The following is a 19,874-nucleotide window of genomic DNA, read 5'->3' as shown; positions in this document are numbered from 1 at the left end:
GACGCAGACAACCGATGCAACCGAGGCGCATACCTTTCATAGGCCGACCGGCTGCCGCGAGAGCGCTGCAGTGCCGGGTGAAAATGGCGCCATTTCGCCTGCTTGTTCACACCGCAGCAGTGCGGATTGACGCCAACCATGATCAATTCACCTGTAAATTCCCGCCGTTGCCGAGGCCGCCCTTTACGCTTTGCGCTCTATATTGTTTCACCGATGCGACGAGATTATTTAGGGAGTCCGTAAAGGCGGCCACCACGACCTTGCCCTGCGCAGTATTCGCATACGCACCTCCAGCGCCCCCGCCTGCACCGCCAGAACCTCCGGCAACGAGGCCAGCGAGCATGCCATAGTCCACGTTCTTGGCCGACCCTTCTGCTGCGGCCAATTGAACGCTCGAACGGTTGTCGACCAGCGTGAGCAATGTCGATGCTTCCTGAGTCTTCATCGTGCCGGCGACACCCGCGAGCGCGCCTCCGACGACAGGCACAAACGCGAGAAGCCCCGCCGCACCGCCACCAGCGTTGCTGTTACTGAAGGTAATACTGGGACTTATGGTGTAGTCGGCGGCAACCATCTGGCCTTTATGCATTTTTGAAGTCTTACGAAGCTCGCCGGATGCATTGAGTTGGCGCTCATCCATGGCGGCAGCCAGCGCCCGGCCACGATCGACAATAACGAAGCAGTTGGATTGCTGCACGAGCAGCTTTAGAACAGGGACAGTACTGCCAAGCTGATATTGCCCGGTCAGCAGGCCATACCAAGGGGCAGTCGTGTCTTCGACAATCGAAACCGTCCCGAGGGGCGCGGTGCAATGCTGGAGGCCAACATTGGCGTTCTGGGATGTCGCGCCAGCGGCCGAGCCGGTCGCGGTCGTTTTCGCCGACGTTGCACCCATCTGCATGTCGGAACATGCAGCGAGCAAAAGCAGCGACAAGGCTGCAGCCCCCTTCAATTTGACTTCCATGGTTCCTCGCTCGTTGTTCTTGAGTTCGTTGGATTTTCTGCTAACGGAATTTTGGCATGTAGCGTCCAGAGTTTTCCATTGATGCCATCCGGATAACGGCAATACTGTACGAATCTTTACAGTGGGTTTTTAAATCTTCTTCATGCCATAAGGAAAATTCAGCGTGAGCACGTTGTCTGGACCGTCTCGACGCGAACAGTACTTGAGTCGAGCGTCTTAGCTGCCTCGAGCCAGCTTCGTCCAGCGGACCCGAGGGATATCTGATGACTTATCGACGGGTCTCCAAGGTCGGCGATCGCGAAGAGGTGGGAGACGTCATCGGTCACATCATCGCCATCCGCCTGCAAGTGACCCATTTGCGGACCATCAAGCACGAAGAGGTCACGATTCCCAATTCGCAGATACTGAATGGCGATGTAACAAACTTCAGCCCCCTGGCTGTGACACCAGGATTGATCCTCCATACCACGGTCGGAATTGCATAGGAGACGCCCTGGCGGCAGGTGGAGGCCATGCTTCGCATGGCGGCAAAGTGAGCTGCGGGGATTGTCGGAGATCCGCAGCCTTTTATCCTGCTAACGACGCTAGGCGACTTCGCCGTCACTTATGAACTGAACGGGTATATCCACGACCCGCACGCGATTACCCCAATTCGCACGAAGCTGCATCGACATATTTTGGATGTCTTCAACGAGTACGGCGTCCAGATCATGACGCCCGCCTACCAGGGTGATCCGGCCGAACCGAAGGTTGTGCGACAGGAGCAGTGGTACGAGGCGCCGGTATCGGCTGGTCAACGGGCAGAAACGAAGATCTGCCGTTGAATCTCGCACGGCTTGACCGGCAGCAGTGGGCCGATTTCGGATATTTCTGATCAGTCTGAGTCCGATCACCTTCGAACGAGAGAAAGATGTAGGTACGCGTCGGCGCGCCCTCAATTAACCGCTGCAACGTGTCACAGCTTTCGCGCGACCATCGCGGCGCTGTAATCCAGTTCCGTGCCGCAAAACAATCCAGGGCTGTTTACTTCTTTACTTCGACAGATGCAGCTTCTTCGATAGCACGATATCCCGCTGAGGGCTCACCAGCCAGATGGCGTGAATGTTCGCGTAAAGGGTCGAGGTTCTCGTTGTGATGTCCGTGGGCTCGTCGTTGCTGGGATCGCTATGTTCGCGTCGGTCGGTCAGGTAAGGCGGCTCCATGCTACACATCAGCACAATCGCAAAGTCTCCATTCGCTTCGGAGAACGCCGCCTGCGAGACTGGCACGCGTCCGTGAACCATGGCTTTATTCCGTTTGCCGGACTTGAGCTCAATCAGATCGATATGTTGGATGTACCCCTTGGCCTTCGCCTCTGGCGCCACCACAAGCCCTCGACCGCGTTGTCCGGTTACGGTTTTCTTGAGTAGGATCACGCCTGGATCGAGGCCATCGGATAAATCTACGTCTACCGTCAACAGGTGCGTCTTTGACTGATATCGAATTCCGTAGGGCACAGGTACGACGAAAGCCAGGTCGCGCTCGAGACTGGCTTTCGGCGAGTCGAGCTCGCTTGGCGCCCTGGAGGCAGGGACGTGGATCAGCTTCCTGATGCGATCGCTCAACGACGGCGAGTTGGCTTTGAAGCTCTGGTCCGCCAAGGCGTCCCTGATGGCAACCGGGTCGTCGCCGACGAAAGGCCGAGTCGACAGGACATCTTCCGAGGCGGAAATTTCAGGCTCAGTCGCATGGGGAACAGTGGCTGAGTGTGCCGACGTCTCGGCGTGCGTCAGCAGCGACATGCAAATCAGGACGCAAGCGGCGGTCGAACGGACCCGCATGGTTTTAAGATCAGCCATGACAAAGCTCTCCAGGATCAAGTCAGTCTATCGCAAAGCCTTGCATGGTCAACTCGATCGTGCGACAGCGGCCGTAGGCACCGGCTCGATCCGTGTTTCGTCAATTCAGCAATTCAAACGGCAGCAAGGCCGAGAACTTCCCGGCCACGATGGCTGCTCGAATGGCTGTTCCACAGCTGCCGTGGGGGATCGCGTCGGGTCGAAGGGCACGCGTCGGTCGTAAGTAGCGGGTTGTGGCCGATTGCGAAACTTCGGCATAGATCAGTGGCTTCGCCTCGCCACACTAAACTCGAACTGCGGATCCGGGCACCAGCGGCTCGTGGGCCGGATGCCCTCTCAGTTGTTTGTTTAAAGCTGCCGCGGTGCCAATCGAACCGCCACCGGAACTAACCTCCCCACGCCTCTCACCTGAGCCCGCGATATGCCGACCGTCCGTTTGGTCTTCCGAGATAACGGCATACCCGAGGACTTCCTTCGCGTTGGCTTAAGCGCATTTTCGGAGCCGTTAGTGGCGGCCCACTCAGCCAGGAGCTCCCACCGCCGGCGCTCTCCCATAAAGTTTTCTTTCATTCAGCCGTTAGCTCGACACACACACCCGTCAGAACGCGGAGCACTGTTTGAAAGATATGAGATTTGCTGCATCGATCGTCGGGATCACAACTGCGCTCTGTTTGTCCGGATGCACGACGACTGGACAGACACAGATCGCTGCTCGACCGGTTTCTCACGCTTCACAGCCCGCTGCGGTTGTCACAGCACCGCCCTCCGGCGCTGTCGTTACCGCGAGGCCGGTCGTCGTGGAGGAGGTAATCCCGGAAACCAACGACGTGTATATCTCGGCTGCCTCGAACTCCGACATCGTGTTCGTTGGGGGAAGCACATACATCTGGGCAAAGGGGCCGGACGGTCGACGCCATCGTCATTTCTACAGTCGCGGCGATAGGCGCCAGGAGGTATTTCGTCGCCGTGACAATTTGCGTTCGGTCCTCGGCCATCGTCCCGAGCGTCCGCCAGCAAAATACGCGGGGCACGGCTCTGGTCGCCAACGAGAAGATGTTCATCGCCCACAGCGATTCCATGCCAACAGTACGCCAAGCCACGATCATTCGTCCACGCACCGTCTGGCAGCTGACGATCAGTCACACCACATTGATCCGCACCATCCAGCACCAAAACGAGGTCAACCGGTCCGCGATGCGTCGGCCGCGCGTAACGGTGCAAGACGTCACCCCGCCCCCAGTGTGTAGCCGGCAACAGCTTTCATCCACGAGGCTGTCTTAAGAATCGCCTGCTGCATCATATGCTGGCTGTGCAAGCGCCCTAAACCGCTGCTCGTTAAGGCATTCATCGCGGAACTTGCCGTTGAACGATTCGATGTATGCATTCTGTATTCGTTTGCTCACCTGAATCAACGTCAAGGTGTCCGCGAATCAAGACGAGGGACGCTATCGCTGCCCTTGCGCACGTTCCCGGCCGCTGGCCACATCGTCGACAAACGCGGCGACCCATGCGAATGGCGCATTCCAGTTGATCGCGACTTCGTTGACTGCGTAGGCGCCGTTATCGTCGATATAGCAGGTTTCGGGTGCGCAGTTGCCCTTCAGCCCGGACGATACAGGGTCCGCCATATTCTCCGAGTTCGGACCGCCCGACAACACGCCTGCGGGCGGATTCGGCAATTGAGCATCGAGCGCGTGCGCCCAGAACCGGTGATGCGGACGCTCCAGCGCCCGAGTCCCGTAGCCGCTCACGTAGCTCTTGTCCATCGGATTGCGGCCGAGCAGGTAGCCCATCGAATCGAGTGCGCCATACACGTACTTTCGCTCGCCGGTGAAATCGTAGGCGAGCGCCATCATCAGCGCGCGATTCGCGACGTTGCCGTTCGATCCCCACGGAAACGCGGTCTGCGTCATCGGCAGCCGGAAACCCTGCGTCGCGATGTCGGCGAGATACGCGTCGGCCGTCGCAATCAGATTCGCACGCGCCGTCTCGCGGTCGGCGTCGGGAAGACTGCCCGCCTCCAGCGCCAGCGTGATCGTGCCGGCCGCGGTCAGATCGCTCCACGTGAGTTCGCCCTCGGCCGTCTTCTTGTACGCCTTCAAATACAGGTGGCTCGCTTTCAGGAAGTCGAGATACTGCTGCTCCCCGGTCGTCGCGTACAGCTCGGCGGCGGCCCAATAGAATTCGTCGCTCACGTCGTTGTCCTCATACGCGCCGCCGCCGTTGAAAAGCCCCGGATACGCATAGATCGCCGGGTTGCGCCGCGCTGCCTGCCATGCGCTCTTCGCTGCGCGCAGGCAACGGCCTGCGTACGCGTCGTCGACGCCCTTGAATACGCGCGCACACTGCGCGGCGGTGGCCGCCATGTTCAGCGTCGCCGCGGTCGTCGGATAGTACACGTAGCGCGGCTGCGAATCGGCTTCTGGACGGGTCGGCAGACCAGTCCACGCCAGGTCGTGCAGCGCCTGATGGACCATGCCAGATGCATCGACTGACGTGAGCGTGAGATGCTTGAGCTGCGCGCCCTGATCGCCGACCGGCAGTTCGAGCCGCTGTCCGTCGGGCACCTGCATCGACATCAGGAAGTCCATTTCCCAGCGCGCTTCGTCGAGCAGATCGTTGGCGCCGTTCGCGTTTTCGGGAATGGCGAGTCTGCCGTCCGCATAGCTGGCGACGTTCGAAAAACGCTTCGCATGCTCGTACTGATTCATCAGCGTCCATACCGCGATGCCGCCATTGACCACGTACTTGCCGTGATCGCCGGCGTCGTACCAGCCGCGGACCGGACTCAGGCGATAGCCGCACGACGGCCAATGGTTGCCTTGCGTGTCGATCTTGTCGAAGCAGGTGACGTTTGCATCGCCGGTATTGGGCCCGGCGTTCACATGGCCAGCCGGCCGCGCGAGCAGCGGATTGCCGACGAAGCGCTGCTCGATCGAAACGCCGCTGCGCGTCTGATAGAAATAGCTGAGCGCGTCATTGCGCAGGCGGCTGTACAAATCGTCGCCGATCCGGAAGGCGTGGCTGTAGCGGCCGTCGACTTCGAGCGTATAGCCGTCGCCCGGCGTATGCAGCGACGAGAAGTCGATCGTATGCAGATGCAGGCCGGACGATGGGTCGAAATCGTCGACCCTCGTCGTGCCCTGCGCAACCACATGACGCGCGGCGTCCAGCACGCGCCACGCAACCGGCACCAGCGAATCGTGCTGTGCCATCGCGAGCTTCGGGGCGCCCGTCAAATAGCCGATCTGATTCACGTATACCGACGCGCGGCCATCGTCGATGGGTCCCGCGTCGAACTTCGGCCCCTTGACCGACACGTTGCTCACACACACGGTACCGGCGCGCTTGCCGCCCATCTGAAACTGGAAAGCGGCTTTTCCGTCGCTCGCCTGGGCCATCGTGAAGGTTTCACTGTAGCGCTTGGACTCTCCGCCCAGATCGGTAATGTCCTCGGCGTAATAGCGGGTGTAATCGCCGCCGTCCTTCTGCAGCAGCGCCGTTATCGGCACGCCTTCGGGTGAGCGGGCGCTGAAGCTGACCGTGTACGTTTCGCCGCGCGTGAGCCCCTTGCCGCCCTGACCGAGGATCACGTCCCACGGATGGCTGCCAGGGTTGCCGATCTGGATGCACGACTCGCCATGCGCGATCTGCCAGTCCTGCGCGCCGACACCAGCGGTCCACCAGTTCTGCGTGCCCGCCGCAAAATCGCCGTTCGGGAGCAACTCGGCAGTCGAATGGTCGCCCGCGATGTCGACCGTCACACTGACCGGCGCGGACATCGCCGTGTGGCCATCGCGGTCGTAGACCTGCGCGCTGTAGATGTGCTGGCCGTTAAGCGAGGTGTCGGCTTTCACCGTATAGACGTACGGCGCGTGCTCCGCTACCGACACGAGTTTGCCGTTGTCGAAGAATACGATTTTCGCAATTCGGTCCGCGGCATCCGACCTGGCTGTCAATACGAGGTCCGCCGGCTTGTCGAGGGAATGCGCACTGGCGCTCAGCTGCGGCGATGATGCGGCATGGGCAAGTCCATGCGCAAGGAGCGCTACGGTGATGGCAAGGTTGCGTGAAAAACGCGGCGTCGGGACTGCTAGGGTCATTGGCGTGTCGTGGAGAATTTGGGGTCGGAGAAAATCGGCGCGGCCAGTCTAGGCCCGCGAGGCGGAAGCCGCTATCGGGAATAATCTGTAGCCAATGCAGTATTGCGCGCACCGACGTGCGCGCGGGCCGCTTTGCGCAGCGGCGCGGTGAGCGATGACGGCACAGCCGATTTACTATTTCGCGCTGCACCAAGATTTTTCCCATTGCCGCAGACTTCGTTGCGCCCGACCGACGAGTCTGACGATCCGGCAGACTTTGTTGTACGCCGATAACCCGACATCGAAATCCCTACCCTCACCTTGACATGCAAGCAATCTCTTGCCTATAGTAAATGCAACGGATTACTTGCCTATCGCCCTTCATGGCCGAGCACCCCGACGACACCGACCTGCTATTCAAAGCCCTCGCTGATCCGAGCCGTCGCAAGCTGCTGGATGTGCTGCACGCGCACGACGGCCAGACCCTCAACGACCTGTGTGAGCACCTCGATATGACGCGGCAAGGCGTGACACAGCATCTCGACCTGCTGGAGGCGGCGAACCTCGTCGTTACGGTACGCAGCGGGCGCGAGAAGTTGCACTTCCTCAATCCGGTGCCGCTACAGGAAATCTACGAGCGCTGGATTGCCAAGTTCGAAAAGCCGCGCCTGAAGGCGCTCTCAACCCTGAAACGACGCCTGGAGAAAGGCAATGACTAGATCGACGTTCGTCTACGTGACCTATATCCGCACCACACCGGAACAGCTATGGTCGGCATTGACCGACGCGGAGTTCATCAAGCAGTACTGGTTCGGCATGCACTGCGAAAGCGAATGGACGGCGGGTTCGGCATGGAAACTCGTGTCCAGCGCGGGGGAGATTTTCGACGCGGGCGAGATTGTCGAGGCACAGCCGCCACGGCGCCTCGTGATCCGCTGGCAACACCAGATTCGTCCCGAGCTGAAGGCCGAGGGCGATTCGCGCTGCACGATCGAGCTCGAACCGAGTGGAACGGCGGTCAAGCTGACGCTCACGCATACGATCGAGCGCGATCCATCGAAGTTCATCGAGGCGGTGTCGGGCGGCTGGCCGAAGATCATGTCCAACCTCAAATCGCTGTTGGAGACGGGCTCGATTGCGTTGCAGGAGGCTTATCCGGCCAATGGCGGCAGTCATGCGAGGAAGGCATGAAGCGCGGCCTTGCGCCATATCACGCTGATAGAATCACCCGGCACCCTTCGACCGTCCTGGGAAATCCGCATGGAAATACAGCCCTATCTGTACTTCAATGGCCGTTGTGAGGAAGCCATTGCGTTCTATTGCTCGGCGCTCGGCGCGCAGGAGTTGCTGAAGCTACGCGCGAAAGACGCGCCGCCCGATCCCGCGCGCCCGGTGCCGCCCGAACACGCCGACAAGATCCTCCATGCGACGCTCGTCATCGGCACCACGCACGTGCTGATGTCGGATGGCGATTACCGCGGCGGCAACGTCGTGCACGCGGGCTTCAGCCTGTCGGTCACCGCCGACGACCGGGCATCCGGCGAGAAATATTTCAACGCTCTGTCGGAGGGCGGACAGGTCACCATGCCGTTCCAGCAGACTTTCTGGACCAGCGGCTTCGGCACGTTGATCGACCGGTTCGGCGTGCCGTGGATGGTCAATGTCCGGCGCGAGGGGCCCGCAGCGTAACCATGAGCCATGTCTGCCAGAGTTGCGGCGCCTGCTGCGCGCAGTTCCGCGTCTCGTTCTATTGGGGCGAAACCGATTCGACGACACCCGGCGGCGTTCCAGAGTCGCTGACGACACCCATCTCGCCTCATCGCGTCGCGATGCGCGGAACCGAGGCAAAACCCGTGCGCTGCATTGCCCTCGTCGGCGAGACCGGTAAGTCGGTGGCGTGCTCGATCTATGAGCGGCGTTCGAGCACCTGCCGGGAATTCGAGGCCGGTTCCGAGCGCTGTATCGAGGCGCGCAAGGCTTTGGGGTTCGGGCCGCTGCCGCCGGCCTTTCAAGCCTCGTCGTCCTCGCCGACGACGCCAAACTCCGCCGTCGTCTTTACGTAGAACAGATGCAGTCCCTCCGCGCGGAGCCGCTCGAACAAGCGATCGGCTTCGTCGCTCGTCACCGCCATCACGACGGACAACGGCTGATCGGCAAGCTCGAAGAAGTGCGCGGAGTGAATGCGATGATGATGGCCGATGCCTTCGCAAGCCGGTATCACGGTCGCGCCGCGCAGGCCAATCTCGCTCGCGAGACGCACGAGCCAGTCGGCAAGCGGCCTGCCATGATGGCTGCGCCCCTGCTGGGTGAAGAACGTAATCTGATAGCCGTGCATGTCGGTGTCTCCTGAATGCGGATCGCGCCGCCTGCGCGAAACGATGCGCACGCATCGCCGATTGCGCAGCCCCGAGGCCGCATTGCGCCGTCCTGTCCTGCCCGCCTACTTCTGTAAGCGGAAACATGGAGCGCCGGATCGCGCTCCGGGACGGTCACGAGACAAGTCTAGATGTCAGGCCGCGCGAGTGCCAGCTTGACGCTGGCCAGTCGCGCCGTGGCCCCGGCTCACTGACCGTACACGTCGAAATCGAAATACTTTTTCGCAATGCGGTCGTAAATGCCATCGGCTCGCATATCGGCAATGGCTTTGTCGATCTTTTCCTGCAGATCGGTGTCTTCCTTACGCAAACCAATTGCCGTGCCGCTGCCGAGCGTTTTTGCGTCGTAGAGCGGATTGCCGGCGAATGCGAACTCCTTGCCGCGCGGTGTGCGCAGAAAACCGATGTCGGCTTGCACCGCGTTTTGCAGCGACGCATCGATACGGCCGGCAAGCAAATCCGAATACACGAGATCCTGATCCTGATACGGCACGACTACCGCGCCGGCCGGCTCCCAATACGTCTTCGCATAGGTTTCCTGAATCGAGCCCTGCTCGACACCGATGCGCTTGCCCTTCAGCGCTTCCGGCGTCGGCTCGATCGGCGAGCCCTTCTTCGCGACGAGACGCGTCGGAATGCGAAACACCTTCGACGAAAACGCGATCTGCGCCTGACGCGCGGGCGTCATCGACATCGTCGACAGCACCCCGTCGAATTTGCGGCCTTTCAGCGCGGGAATCATGCCGTCGAACGAATTCTCGATCCACACGCATTTCGCGTCGAGCCGCCGGCAAATTTCATTGCCGAGATCGATGTCGAAGCCGACGAGCTTGCCGTCGGCGGCTTTCGACTCGAACGGCGCATAGCTCGCGTCGACGCCGAACCGCACGGTCGGCCAGTCCTTGGCGATTGCGCTCGCGGACGATCCGGCGAGCAGCGCAATGGTCAGGGTTGCCAGCATGACTTTCATTTTTGCTCCTTATTGGTCTTTTAAGAGAATATGAACAGAGGCACGCGCGAAAGCGACCACTTGGAAGACAACCGCGCTCCGGTTGATTTGCCCTACATTGTCACTTAGAATTTTCCGCAGGGTCCCCTTCAGGAACCGATGCCGTGGCTTCGAACAACGGAAAACCGCTGTCATCGTTTGCTTCTCGGGGACTGTTGGGCCTCTGGATCATCCTGTTCGTCATCTGGATGATCGCCAATGCGTCGCTCGCCTTCGAACCCGCTCTCGCCGGTCTCGTCATCGCCTTCGTCATCGCGCATGTCTTCGTATCGTCGAGCGAAGCATGGCAAAGCCTTCGTCTAACGCCGCGCGCACTTTATCACTTCGTCGCGTACAGCGTGACCTTCGTCGTCGAACTCGTGCGCGCCAATCTCAACGTGATGGCGTTGGTGTATGCGCCGCGTATCGACATCAAGCCCGGTATCGTCAAAGTCCGCACTCGCCTGGAAACACCGCTCGGCCGTCTCGCGCTCGCCAATTCGATCGCGCTCACACCGGGCTCGCTCGTGATCGATATTCGGGACGACATACTATTCGTTCACTGGCTCGACGTGAAGACGACCGATATCGACGAGGCGACCAAGGCACTTGCCACGCCGTTCGAAAAGCATCTGGAGAAGGTCTTTGGCTGAGATCATGCTCCGGATCGCCGCGGTGCTGATCCTCTTCGCGATCCTGTTCGGCGTGATTCGTCTTGTAATCGGCAAAACCCTCGTCGACCGCATCGTCGCGATCGACATGCTGACGGTCATATCGGTATCGCTGATCGCGCTGTACGCGCAGGCCTCGGGCCGTTTCGTCTATATCGACGTGGCACTTGTCTATGCACTGCTGAGCTTTCTGTCCGTGCTTGCGATTGCGCGCTTTCTCGAAAGGGGGCTGTGAGCCATGCTCGAACTGCTCCTGCTGCTGATGTGCGCGAGCATCGTCGTGAGCGGCGTACTGGCCGTCTGCCTGAAGAATCTGCTGGCCGCGATGGTGAGCTCGGGGCTTGCGAGCCTGTTCGCGGCGGTGGCCTTTCTGCTGCTCGCCGCGCCAGACGTCGCGATGGCCGAAGCCGCGATCGGTTCGGGACTCGCGACCTTCATCTTTCTGTACGCAATCCGCAAAACCGGTTATCAGAAGGGCTAGCGCATGTTCGAACTGATCGGCAGCGTGTTCATTCTCGCGGGCGCCGTCTTTCTGTTCTCCGCCGGCCTCGGAATCTTGCGCATGCCCGACGCCTATACGCGCATCCAGGCCGGCACCAAGGCGTCGACGCTCGGCAACATGCTCGTGCTGATCGGCCTCGCGTTCTATCACCCGAACTGGACCTTCCGCCTGATCCTGTTGATCTACTTCGTGCTGGTGACCAATCCGGTCTCCTCGCATGCGCTATCGCGCGCCGCCTGGCTGATCCGTACACCGATGACGTCGTCCGCGGTCGTCGATGCGCTCGCGGACGAAGACAGGCGCACCACGGGGGAGACGGAACCATGATGCGTCGCGCGATCGCACTGCTGACGGTGCTGCTGTTCGCGGTCGTGTTCTGGCGGATCGTCGGCGGCTATACGGAGTTGCAGGCACTGCGCCCGCTCGCCTGGTATTACGTCGTGAGAGGGCCGGTCGAACTCGGCGCGCCGAACATCGTGACCGGCATTCTGATCACGTATCGCGGCTTCGACACGCTTGGCGAAGTCGCGGTGCTGTTCATGGTTGCGGCGAGCGTCGGCGCGTTGCTGAAAGAGGAAAGCAACGCGGCGTCCGCCGCCGCGGCAGACGAAACCACGCTCGCGCGACGCCCAGCGGGCGAGATTGTGCATACCGGCAAGCAGGTGCTGCTGCCGATGATCTTCACCTTCGGCTGCTACGTGATCCTCAACGGCCACCTGTCGGCGGGCGGTGGTTTCCAGGGCGGCGCAATCGTCGCGTCCGCCGTGATGCTGATGATGCTCGCGCGGCCCGGCTCGGCGCTGAACGTCGCGCTGCTGAGCGTCGTCGAGTCGCTGGCGGGTGTGATCTATGTTTGCATCGGCATTCTGGGCCTCGTGCTCGCGGGCGGCTTTCTCGACGCGCGCTTTCTGCCGCGCGGCGAGTTCGGCGCGTTCTTCAGCGCCGGCGCGATCCCGCTGATTTCCGCGCTGCTCGGCGTCAAGGTCGGCACGGAGCTGAGCGTCATCATCGACCGGTTCAGAAGCTGAACCGCTTTGCGTGGGATAGGAGTAAGTGCCAAAGCGCTCACTCCGATCGACAGGAGACCAACGTATGAACACCGTCATCCCCGTTTCGACGCTCCTGCTCATCACAGGCTTCTGCCTTGCATTGATCGGTCTGTGGGGCATGCTGACCCACCGCAACATCCTGCGCATCATCATCGGCTTCGCAGTGTTCGACACGGGGCTGCACATCGTGATGGTGGCGACCGGCTACATCACGGGCGGCACCGCGCCGATCATCGATGCGGCGCTCAGCAAATCGGCCGCTGCGCACCGGGCGATCGATCCGGTTCCATCGGCGCTGGTCGTCACGGCAATCGTGATCGGACTGTCTGTCACTGCCATCATGCTTTCGTTCGCGATCCGTCTTTACGCCGCCAAAAAGACGCTTTCCATCGACGCCTTCATCGAGTCGAAATGGTAGCCACGTTATTTCATCCGCTGCATATCTTCACTCTCGGGCTCGGCGGTGGCTTCCTCATTCCGCTGCTGTACCGGCTCGGCAAGCCGTGGCTCACGCTCGGCTTCTTCATTGCGCTGTGCGGCATCGTGCTCGTGTCCGGCGTGTCGTTCTATGGCCTGCTCGACGGCGGCAAGACGATCGAGGTGCTGACCGCGGGCGCGCTGCCGCCGGTCTCGATCAATCTGCGCTTCGGCTTGTGGGAAGGCTTTTTCGCGTTCAGCGTCAATCTGGTCGCGCTGCTCGGCGCGTTGCATCTGTGGGACCGTCTGCGCGGCAACTACGTGGCGTTGCTGTTGTACCTGATTCTCGTGATGGGCATCGACGGCATGGTGCTGACCCGCGACCTGTTCAATCTGTTCGTCTTTCTCGAGATCGTGTCGATCGCGACGTACGGCTTGTTCGGGATCGAGCGCACCAGCGCCGCGCTCGCCGCCGCGTTCAAGTACATCATCGCCACCGTGATCGCGTCGACGTTGTTCCTGCTCGGCGCGGTGCTGCTCTACTACGCGAGCGGCACGCTGAACATCGACGAACTGCTGTCGCTGCGCGACCGGCTCGGCGATCCGATCGGCACGACTGCGATCCTTCTTGTATTCGCGAGCCTCGTGATCGAGCTGAAACCCTTTCCAGCGAACGGCTGGGGGCTCGACGTCTACGAGACCGCGCCGAGCGGCGTCGCGGCCATGGTGTCGGTCGGCGTGTCGGCGGGGGTGTTTTTCGCGTTGTTCAAATTACTGCCGCTGTTCGACGGTCAGCTGACGCTGCTCGCGGTGTCGGGCGGCGTCACGTTCCTGTTTTCGAACCTGCTCGCGATCAAGCAGACGAAGCCGCAGCGCGTGCTCGGCTATTCGTCGACCGGCCAGATGGCGCTCATGATGCTGTCGCTCGCGCTGCTGCGCCAGGTCGGCGCGGACGCATCGATTCCGCTCGTGGTGGGCGGCCTCTTCATCAACCATCTGTTTGCGAAGGCCGGCCTATTCTGGCTGAACGGCGTGCTGCGGCGCCACCGCGACGATGCGCGCGCGATCCTGTCGCGCAGCCCGCTCCTGATCGCGCTGCTCGGGCTCTTCCTCGTCGCGATCGCCGGGCTGCCGCCGTTTCCCGGCTTCTGGGCGAAGTGGGAACTCGTCTTGCGCCTGACCGCCGCCGGCAAGCCCTACTGGATCGTGCTGATCCTGACCGGCTCGCTGCTCGAAGCGGGCTATATGTTCCACTGGTTCGTGCGCGCGCTGGCTCCGTCCGACCACGAGCCCAAAGCCCGTCCCAACGTCGTCGCGCTGCTGCCGCTCTTCGGCGTCGCGGTGCTGCTGATCGCGGCGGCCTACATGGCGGCCGTGTTCTCCGGCGTCGCGTCGGCGTGGATCTTCTCGCCGCTTGCGGCGGGCGCGCTGTTCTATGCGGCCGATCGTCTGCCGGGGCGCGTGAAAGGCGTGCTCGCGCTGATCGCGATTGCGCTGATCGGCAGTCTGCTTTGTGATGGCACGACCGGCATCGGCAGACTGTTCGCGTGGTTGCTGCTCGCGGGCAGCCTCGTGATCGCCGCGGCGAGCCTCTATCGCGACGACGTGCGCACCGGCTTCTATCCGATGCTCGTCGTACTGACGCTCTCGATTCCGGCGCTGCTGCGCTCATCGACGACGCTCGAGTTCTTCTATAGCTGGGAAATCATTACGCTGTCGTCGTGCTTCCTGATCGCGAAATGCCGGCGCGCGGGACCGCATGTGCTGACCTTCCTGCTGTTTTCGCTGCTGGCGGCGTTCTTCCTGCTCGCGGGCTTCGCCAGCGTCGCGGCTATCGACGACACGATCGCGCTATCCGCGCTGATCCACTCGGGACCGGAAGCGAACCGCGCCTTCGTGCTGCTCGCGGCCGGCTTTCTGATCAAGGCCGGCGCGATCGGCGTGCATATATGGCTGCCGGGCGCCTACACCGAGGCGGAAGACGACGTGACCGCGATGCTCTCGGCGGTGGTCAGCAAGGTCGCGATGTTCGGCCTGCTGATCGGCACTTATCTGACGATACGCTCGGAGGTCGGCCTCGAACTCGCGCACGTCATGACATGGATAGGCATGCTCACTACGCTGTCCGGCGCGCTGATGGCGTATCGGCAGAACGACTTCAAACGCATGCTCGCGCTCTCGAGCATGAGCCAGATCGGCTATATCGTGACCGCGATCGGCTTGATGAGTCATCTCGGCTGGGTCACGGCGTTGTACCTGGTCGCCAATCATATGTTCGTGAAGGGCATTCTGTTCCTTGCGCTCGCAGGCGTGATCCTGCGCACCGGCACGCACAATTTCGCCGATGTGGGCGGCCTCGCGCGCGAGATGCCGCTCACGTTCGCGATGGTCGTGATCGCGCTCGTGTCGATGTCCGGCCTGCCACCGCTGATGGGCTTCGGCGGCAAGTGGCTGCTGCTGAGCGCAATGACCAACAAGGGCTGGTACGGACTCGTCGTTTGCGGGCTGATCGCGACCTGCGTCGGCTTTCTGTACATGCTGCGCCTGCTGAACGGCGTCTTTCTCGGACCGCGCCCGCCGCAGCGTCCGAACGTGCGCGAAGCACCGGTGATGCTGCTCGTGCCGCAGTTCCTGTTCGTGGTCGGCATCATGGTCCTGTCGTTCTTCCCGAAGCTGCTGATCGAGCCGGTGTCGGCCGCGATCGATCCGCAGTTCGCGGCGACACTGGTGTGGGGCGGCATGTCGCTCGAAAGCATCTACGGGTTCTGGAATCCGACACCGGTCGTGATCGGCGTGCTGGTCGTCACCGCAATCGTGTTCGGGCTCGGCGTGCTCTACTATCGCAGCCGGCGCGGCAACGCGCGCAACGCCCCCGACTTTTACCACTTCTACCGGCCGATATTGAGCCGCACCGTGCCGCCGGTCGCGCAGCTATTCTGGCGCGGCATCTCGCACTTGGCGCTCGCGGCGGCGGCACGGATACGGCGCGTCTATACCGGCAATGGGCAGACCTACGCGCTCTATGTACTGCTGTACTTTCTCGTGATCTATTTTGCGAGTACGGGGCTGGGTGCGGCGCGAACGCAATAACGACAATGACCCCGCGCCGCACGGCTTCAATCACTCACTCGCTCGTCGACTCGACCGGCAATTGCGCGCCGCTATCGCGCGCGGGACGTTGCACGGCCCGAACGAGCCCGCTGCCGCCGCCACCGCAGAAGAACAGATCCGCACCGTTCGATTCGAGTCCGGAGATGCCCGTGCCGGCCGGCATCTCGACGCTCTCGAGCACCTCGCCACTGCGCGGATCGATATGTCTGAGCTCGCTTTCGTCACCCTCCCACGTGCCATGCCACAGTTCGCCGTCGACCCACGTGATGCCGGTCACGTAGCGATTCGATTCGATCGTGCGCAGCACCGCGCCCGTGTCCGGATCGACCTGATAAATTTTTCGTTCGGGGTACTGACCCACCCACAGCGAACCTTCGGCCCATGTCAGCCCCGACTGGCCGCCGTCGCCAGGCGCGGCGATCGTCGATAGCACGCGGCCACTTTGCGGATCGATCTTCTGGATTCGACCATGCGCGAGCTGGAACAGGTGCTCGCCGTCGAAGGCCGTGCCCGCGTCGGCGGCCACCGCGATCGAGCGCAGCGTCTCGCCGCTCGCGGGATCGATCGCCTCGAGCCGTTCGCCGGTCGCGATCCACACCTGCCGGCCGTCGTAGGTGACCCCGTTCACTCTATCGACGCCCTTGAAGGGACCATATTCGCGGACGATTCTTGCGGCTGAGCGGTTCATAACGGCCATCCTATTCACGAAGGGAATGGAGAGGGGAGTAACAAAGCGGTCGCGAATCCGGCGATGGGCGGCGTCATCCAGCGGCGCGCCCGCCCGTCGCCTACCGGCTGCACCTTGCCGGCCGCGGCGAGCGCATCGAGCGCGCGCTGCACGGTGCGCTGACTCGCGCCGAGCACCAGAGCAAGCGCCGAGCTCGACCACGATTCGCCGTCCGATAGAAACGCAAGCAACGCCGCGTGCTCGCCTTCGACTGGCGGCGCCAGCACGACGACCTCGCGCGCATGACGCGGCGCGAACGCGAAGCCGCGCGACGTGGCGCGGACGCTCGCGAGTGTGCCGAGCGCCGCGCGCAGCCGGCCGATTTCAACGCGCAAGCGCGCGCGATGCGATTCGTCGGCGCGTTTGGCGCGGAATGCGCGCGCAACGAGCGTGTCGCGCGGCACGTCATCAGGCCATGCCTCGCCGAGCATGCGCGCGAGTGCAAACAGGACCGGCCGGCTCCCCAGCGCAACCGTCGCGTTGGCATCGCGGATCGCGTAGCGGCAAGCGTCGATGATCAGCGGGCCGCCCGCCTGGTTGGCGGTCAGGAGCTTCTCGACTTGATCGAGCAGAACCGGCTCTTCTTCGCCATGAGCAATGATACGCGCCGCCGGTTTGCGCAGCGCCAGCGAAGCGCTTTCGACTTCCGCGATCAACGCCGGAATACGGGCCTCGCGTGCCGCGCGTTGGGCACGCGCCAGCGCGGTTCGGGCAGCGCCGCTGCGCAAACGCCGCAGCGCCACGCCCGCGACGACCAGCTCATGCGCGGCACGCAACGCGGGCGGAAACAGCCGGGAATCGAGAGCAGCGAGCCTGCGCTCCGCTTCGTCGAGACGGCCGATCAGCAGTAGGCGCCGCGCCGCCAGATACCGTGCATGCGCGGCATTGACGCGATCGCCATGCGCGTCGAGCGTTGCGGTCGCGGTATCGAGTGTTCTGGCAGGCCACGCAAGATCGCGCGACGCGAGCGCGATCTCCGCTTCGGCGACCACGCATCTCGCACGCTCCACCGCATGCCGCGCGCCGAATGCGCGCGCGGCGCCGCGTACGAGCGCCTTGGCGCGCACGAAATCGCCGAGCTGCGCCATCGCGATGCCGCGCAGCGCGAGTGCCGGCGCGTCGTCGCGCAACGCGACCCGGTCGAGCGCGCCGAGCGGATCGCCGGCCGCGAGCGCGCGCGCCGCCGCCGAGATCAGCGCGTCCACGGCGAGTGATTCCGCGCGCAGCACGTCAATGCATCAAGCAAATCCCGCCACACTTGTCACTCCCACCCGGTCGATGCCCGCCCCTAATCTAGCATGACCATCCACCCTCACCGACGCCGTCGCGGCAAGGGCCCGCGCGGCGCGGCACAACCCACGGAGGAATCCACCATGACCACGCATCCGACCGGAACACGCGAACAATGGCTCGCCGCGCGACGCACGCTGCTCGACGCGGAAAAGGCCTATACGCGACAAGGCGACGAGCTCGCGCGGCAACGCCAGGCGCTGCCGTGGGTGAGGATCGAGAAGGACTATCGCTTCGATACCGACGAAGGCAGCGCGTCGCTCGCCGATCTGTTCAGAGGACGCTCGCAGTTGCTCGTCTATCACTTCATGTTCGGCCCCGACTACACGGCGGGCTGCCCGTCGTGCTCGTCGATTGCCGACGGCTTCGACGGTTTCGCCGTGCATCTCGCGCATCATGACGTGATGCTGATGGCGGTGTCGCGCGCGCCGCTCGCGAAGCTGCAGGCTTACAAACAGCGCATGGGCTGGACGTTTCCGTGGGCGTCGTCGGCACGCGGCGATTTCAATTTCGACTTCAACGTCTCATTCACCGAGGCGCAGCAGCGCGAAGGCAACATCGAGTACAACTACGAACGCAACAGCCATGCGATGGACGTGACGCCCGCCCCCGCACCAGTCGCACAGTTCGCGGCGACCTGCGGCACCGACGCGGCCACCTATACGCGAGACCGGCCCGGCTTGAGTGCCTTCGTGCTCGAAGACGGCGTGGTCTACCACACCTACTCGACGTATGCGCGCGGCGTCGATGGGCTGTGGGGCATGTACCAGTGGCTCGATCGCGCACCGAAGGGGCGCAACGAGAAGGGCATCTGGTGGCGTCGTCACGACGAGTACGAGCGGTCATGAGCCCGCTCGTGCGCGCTGCCCGCGCGAGCGGACAGCGCCTCGCCACGCGGCGCGCGGCCGGCGCATCGGAGCGCGTGTTCGTTGGCTTCTGCGCGTTGCTGTTCGTCGCTAGCGTCGCGGCGACACTTGCTCACAACGCGTCGATGCCGGCGATGGGCCGCTTACCGATGCCCGCAGGCTCGTCGATGTCGACACTATGGATGCCGACCTGTGGGCGCACCTGGGCTCGCGCCGCCGCATCGTTCATCAGCATGTGGATCACGATGATGGCGGCGATGATGCTGCCGTCGCTGGTGTCGATGCTGCTCCGCTATCGCGACGCGATCGGCGCGCGGGCAACGGCGGGGCGACGCGCGCTGCTGACGATGCTGGTGAGCGGCGGATATGCCCTCGTATGGATAGCGCTCGGGGCCGCCGTGTTTGTGCTGGGCGCCGCGCTCGCGGCGCTCGAATTGCGCTGGTCGGCGCTCGCGCGGTCGGCGCCGCTCGCGGCCAGCGGCATCGTCCTGCTTGCGGGTGCGTTGCAGTTCAGCACATGGAAAGCGCGCCGCCTCACCTGCTGTCGCGCGGCACCGCGTCTCGCTGCCGATGCGGCAAGCGCGTGGCGCTACGGTCTGCGCATCGGTATCGATTGCGCCGGCTGCTGCGCGGGGCTGACGGCAGTGCTGCTCGTCGTCGGCATGACGGATTGGCGCTGGATGGCCGCCGTGACCGCCGCGATCACCGCCGAGCGTCTCGCACCGGACGGCGCACGCGTTGCACGGGCGGTCGGCGTCGTAGCCGTCGCCAGCGGAGCTTTGATGCTCGTAAAAGCCGTCTCGGGCGGTTGACGCAGACACTGCAACTGCAACCAATCGGTTCAGGAATCGATCCGCGACGGCCCAGCCATCTCAATATTGTTTTAATTCCAGGAACAGTGAGTTCGGAAATTAGGTATTTACCCTAGTTCCCGCTCCCCCTAGACTGTCATCACTGCTGCAGACAAACGCGTTTAGCAGCCGAACAAGACAAA

22 protein-coding genes and 1 pseudogene are annotated in these 19,874 nt (G+C 62.7%); 15 read left to right on the top strand and 8 right to left on the bottom strand.

Features of this window, described 5'->3' with window-relative positions; translation table 11 throughout:
* Positions 1–142: 142 nt before the first annotated feature.
* Positions 143–964: a CsgG/HfaB family protein gene (locus LJ655_RS12300; RefSeq protein ID WP_230561509.1), complete on the bottom strand. Its 822-nt coding sequence runs from the start codon at positions 962–964 to the stop codon at positions 143–145.
* A gap of 263 nt (positions 965–1,227) precedes the next feature.
* On the opposite strand from LJ655_RS12300, the gene LJ655_RS12295 reads away from it, so the two are divergent.
* Positions 1,228–1,449, top strand: coding sequence for a mechanosensitive ion channel domain-containing protein (locus LJ655_RS12295; RefSeq protein ID WP_230561508.1), 222 nt, complete (start codon positions 1,228–1,230; stop codon positions 1,447–1,449).
* Positions 1,450–1,509: 60 nt separating this feature from the next.
* Entirely contained in the window at positions 1,510–1,788 is a 279-nt protein-coding gene (locus LJ655_RS30220; RefSeq protein WP_329959697.1) for a hypothetical protein, read from the top strand.
* Between the two features lie 207 nt (positions 1,789–1,995).
* Here LJ655_RS30220 and LJ655_RS12290 read toward each other — a convergent pair whose 3' ends face one another.
* From LJ655_RS12290 to LJ655_RS12280, 3 genes and pseudogenes are all read right to left on the bottom strand, one after another.
* Complete coding sequence (locus tag LJ655_RS12290) at positions 1,996–2,802, bottom strand: hypothetical protein (protein WP_230561507.1); 807 nt, start codon at positions 2,800–2,802, stop codon at positions 1,996–1,998.
* A gap of 1,310 nt (positions 2,803–4,112) precedes the next feature.
* Positions 4,113–4,220 (bottom strand): annotated as a pseudogene (locus LJ655_RS12285) (integrase core domain-containing protein); the annotation flags it as partial.
* Between the two features lie 27 nt (positions 4,221–4,247).
* Complete coding sequence (locus tag LJ655_RS12280) at positions 4,248–6,905, bottom strand: glycoside hydrolase family 9 protein (protein ID WP_230561506.1); 2,658 nt, start codon at positions 6,903–6,905, stop codon at positions 4,248–4,250.
* 362 nt (positions 6,906–7,267) lie between these two features.
* Here LJ655_RS12280 and LJ655_RS12275 point away from each other — a divergent pair, with 362 nt between their 5' ends.
* From LJ655_RS12275 to LJ655_RS12260, 4 genes are all read left to right on the top strand, one after another.
* Positions 7,268–7,603, top strand: coding sequence for an ArsR/SmtB family transcription factor (locus LJ655_RS12275; protein WP_230561505.1), 336 nt, complete (start codon positions 7,268–7,270; stop codon positions 7,601–7,603).
* Positions 7,596–8,075 (top strand): SRPBCC family protein, encoded by a 480-nt coding sequence (locus tag LJ655_RS12270; protein WP_230561504.1) that lies wholly within the window; start codon positions 7,596–7,598, stop codon positions 8,073–8,075. The genes LJ655_RS12275 and LJ655_RS12270 overlap by 8 nt, the downstream gene beginning before the upstream one ends.
* A 69-nt stretch (positions 8,076–8,144) precedes the next feature.
* Positions 8,145–8,573: a VOC family protein gene (locus LJ655_RS12265; RefSeq protein ID WP_230561503.1), complete on the top strand. Its 429-nt coding sequence runs from the start codon at positions 8,145–8,147 to the stop codon at positions 8,571–8,573.
* A 2-nt stretch (positions 8,574–8,575) separates the two neighbouring features.
* Positions 8,576–8,947: a YkgJ family cysteine cluster protein gene (locus LJ655_RS12260; RefSeq protein WP_230561502.1), complete on the top strand. Its 372-nt coding sequence runs from the start codon at positions 8,576–8,578 to the stop codon at positions 8,945–8,947.
* On the opposite strand, the gene LJ655_RS12255 is transcribed toward LJ655_RS12260, so the two are convergent.
* A complete protein-coding gene (locus LJ655_RS12255) occupies positions 8,893–9,219 on the bottom strand; it encodes a DUF190 domain-containing protein (RefSeq protein WP_230561501.1) in 327 nt (108 codons plus the stop codon). The genes LJ655_RS12260 and LJ655_RS12255 overlap by 55 nt on opposite strands.
* A gap of 227 nt (positions 9,220–9,446) precedes the next feature.
* A complete protein-coding gene (locus tag LJ655_RS12250) occupies positions 9,447–10,229 on the bottom strand; it encodes an ABC transporter substrate-binding protein (RefSeq protein ID WP_230561500.1) in 783 nt (260 codons plus the stop codon).
* Positions 10,230–10,372: 143 nt separating this feature from the next.
* Here LJ655_RS12250 and LJ655_RS12245 point away from each other — a divergent pair, with 143 nt between their 5' ends.
* The 7 genes from LJ655_RS12245 (at position 10,373) to LJ655_RS12215 (ending at position 15,976) form a co-directional block, all read left to right on the top strand.
* Positions 10,373–10,900, top strand: a complete 528-nt coding sequence (locus LJ655_RS12245; protein WP_230561499.1) for a Na+/H+ antiporter subunit E — start codon at positions 10,373–10,375, stop codon at positions 10,898–10,900.
* Complete coding sequence (locus LJ655_RS12240; protein WP_230561498.1) at positions 10,893–11,153, top strand: MrpF/PhaF family protein; 261 nt, start codon at positions 10,893–10,895, stop codon at positions 11,151–11,153. Before LJ655_RS12245 ends, LJ655_RS12240 begins: the two co-directional genes overlap by 8 nt.
* 3 nt (positions 11,154–11,156) lie before the next feature.
* Positions 11,157–11,399, top strand: a complete 243-nt coding sequence (locus tag LJ655_RS12235; RefSeq protein WP_230561497.1) for a hydrogenase subunit MbhD domain-containing protein — start codon at positions 11,157–11,159, stop codon at positions 11,397–11,399.
* Between the two features lie 3 nt (positions 11,400–11,402).
* Positions 11,403–11,747, top strand: coding sequence for a monovalent cation/H(+) antiporter subunit G (mnhG, locus tag LJ655_RS12230; protein WP_230561496.1), 345 nt, complete (start codon positions 11,403–11,405; stop codon positions 11,745–11,747).
* On the top strand, positions 11,744–12,448 hold the full coding sequence (locus LJ655_RS12225) for a Na(+)/H(+) antiporter subunit B (RefSeq protein ID WP_230561495.1): 705 nt from the start codon (positions 11,744–11,746) through the stop codon (positions 12,446–12,448). The genes mnhG and LJ655_RS12225 overlap by 4 nt, the downstream gene beginning before the upstream one ends.
* Positions 12,449–12,512: 64 nt before the next feature.
* Positions 12,513–12,887: a sodium:proton antiporter gene (locus tag LJ655_RS12220; RefSeq protein WP_230561494.1), complete on the top strand. Its 375-nt coding sequence runs from the start codon at positions 12,513–12,515 to the stop codon at positions 12,885–12,887.
* Entirely contained in the window at positions 12,881–15,976 is a 3,096-nt protein-coding gene (locus tag LJ655_RS12215; protein WP_230561493.1) for a complex I subunit 5 family protein, read from the top strand. The genes LJ655_RS12220 and LJ655_RS12215 overlap by 7 nt, the downstream gene beginning before the upstream one ends.
* A 34-nt stretch (positions 15,977–16,010) precedes the next feature.
* On the opposite strand, the gene LJ655_RS12210 is transcribed toward LJ655_RS12215, so the two are convergent.
* A complete protein-coding gene (locus LJ655_RS12210) occupies positions 16,011–16,685 on the bottom strand; it encodes a Vgb family protein (protein WP_230561492.1) in 675 nt (224 codons plus the stop codon).
* A gap of 14 nt (positions 16,686–16,699) precedes the next feature.
* A complete protein-coding gene (locus LJ655_RS12205) occupies positions 16,700–17,929 on the bottom strand; it encodes a helix-turn-helix domain-containing protein (protein WP_230561491.1) in 1,230 nt (409 codons plus the stop codon).
* A gap of 168 nt (positions 17,930–18,097) precedes the next feature.
* Here LJ655_RS12205 and LJ655_RS12200 point away from each other — a divergent pair, with 168 nt between their 5' ends.
* Positions 18,098–18,862 (top strand): DUF899 domain-containing protein, encoded by a 765-nt coding sequence (locus tag LJ655_RS12200; RefSeq protein ID WP_230561490.1) that lies wholly within the window; start codon positions 18,098–18,100, stop codon positions 18,860–18,862.
* Positions 18,859–19,692: a DUF2182 domain-containing protein gene (locus LJ655_RS12195; RefSeq protein WP_230561489.1), complete on the top strand. Its 834-nt coding sequence runs from the start codon at positions 18,859–18,861 to the stop codon at positions 19,690–19,692. Before LJ655_RS12200 ends, LJ655_RS12195 begins: the two co-directional genes overlap by 4 nt.
* The last annotated feature ends 182 nt before the right edge of the window (positions 19,693–19,874 follow it).

The sequence above is a fragment of the Paraburkholderia translucens genome (genome assembly GCF_020881035.1).
GTDB classification, from domain to species: domain Bacteria; phylum Pseudomonadota; class Gammaproteobacteria; order Burkholderiales; family Burkholderiaceae; genus Paraburkholderia; species Paraburkholderia translucens.
This window is presented reverse-complemented; position numbering and strand designations above follow the sequence as displayed.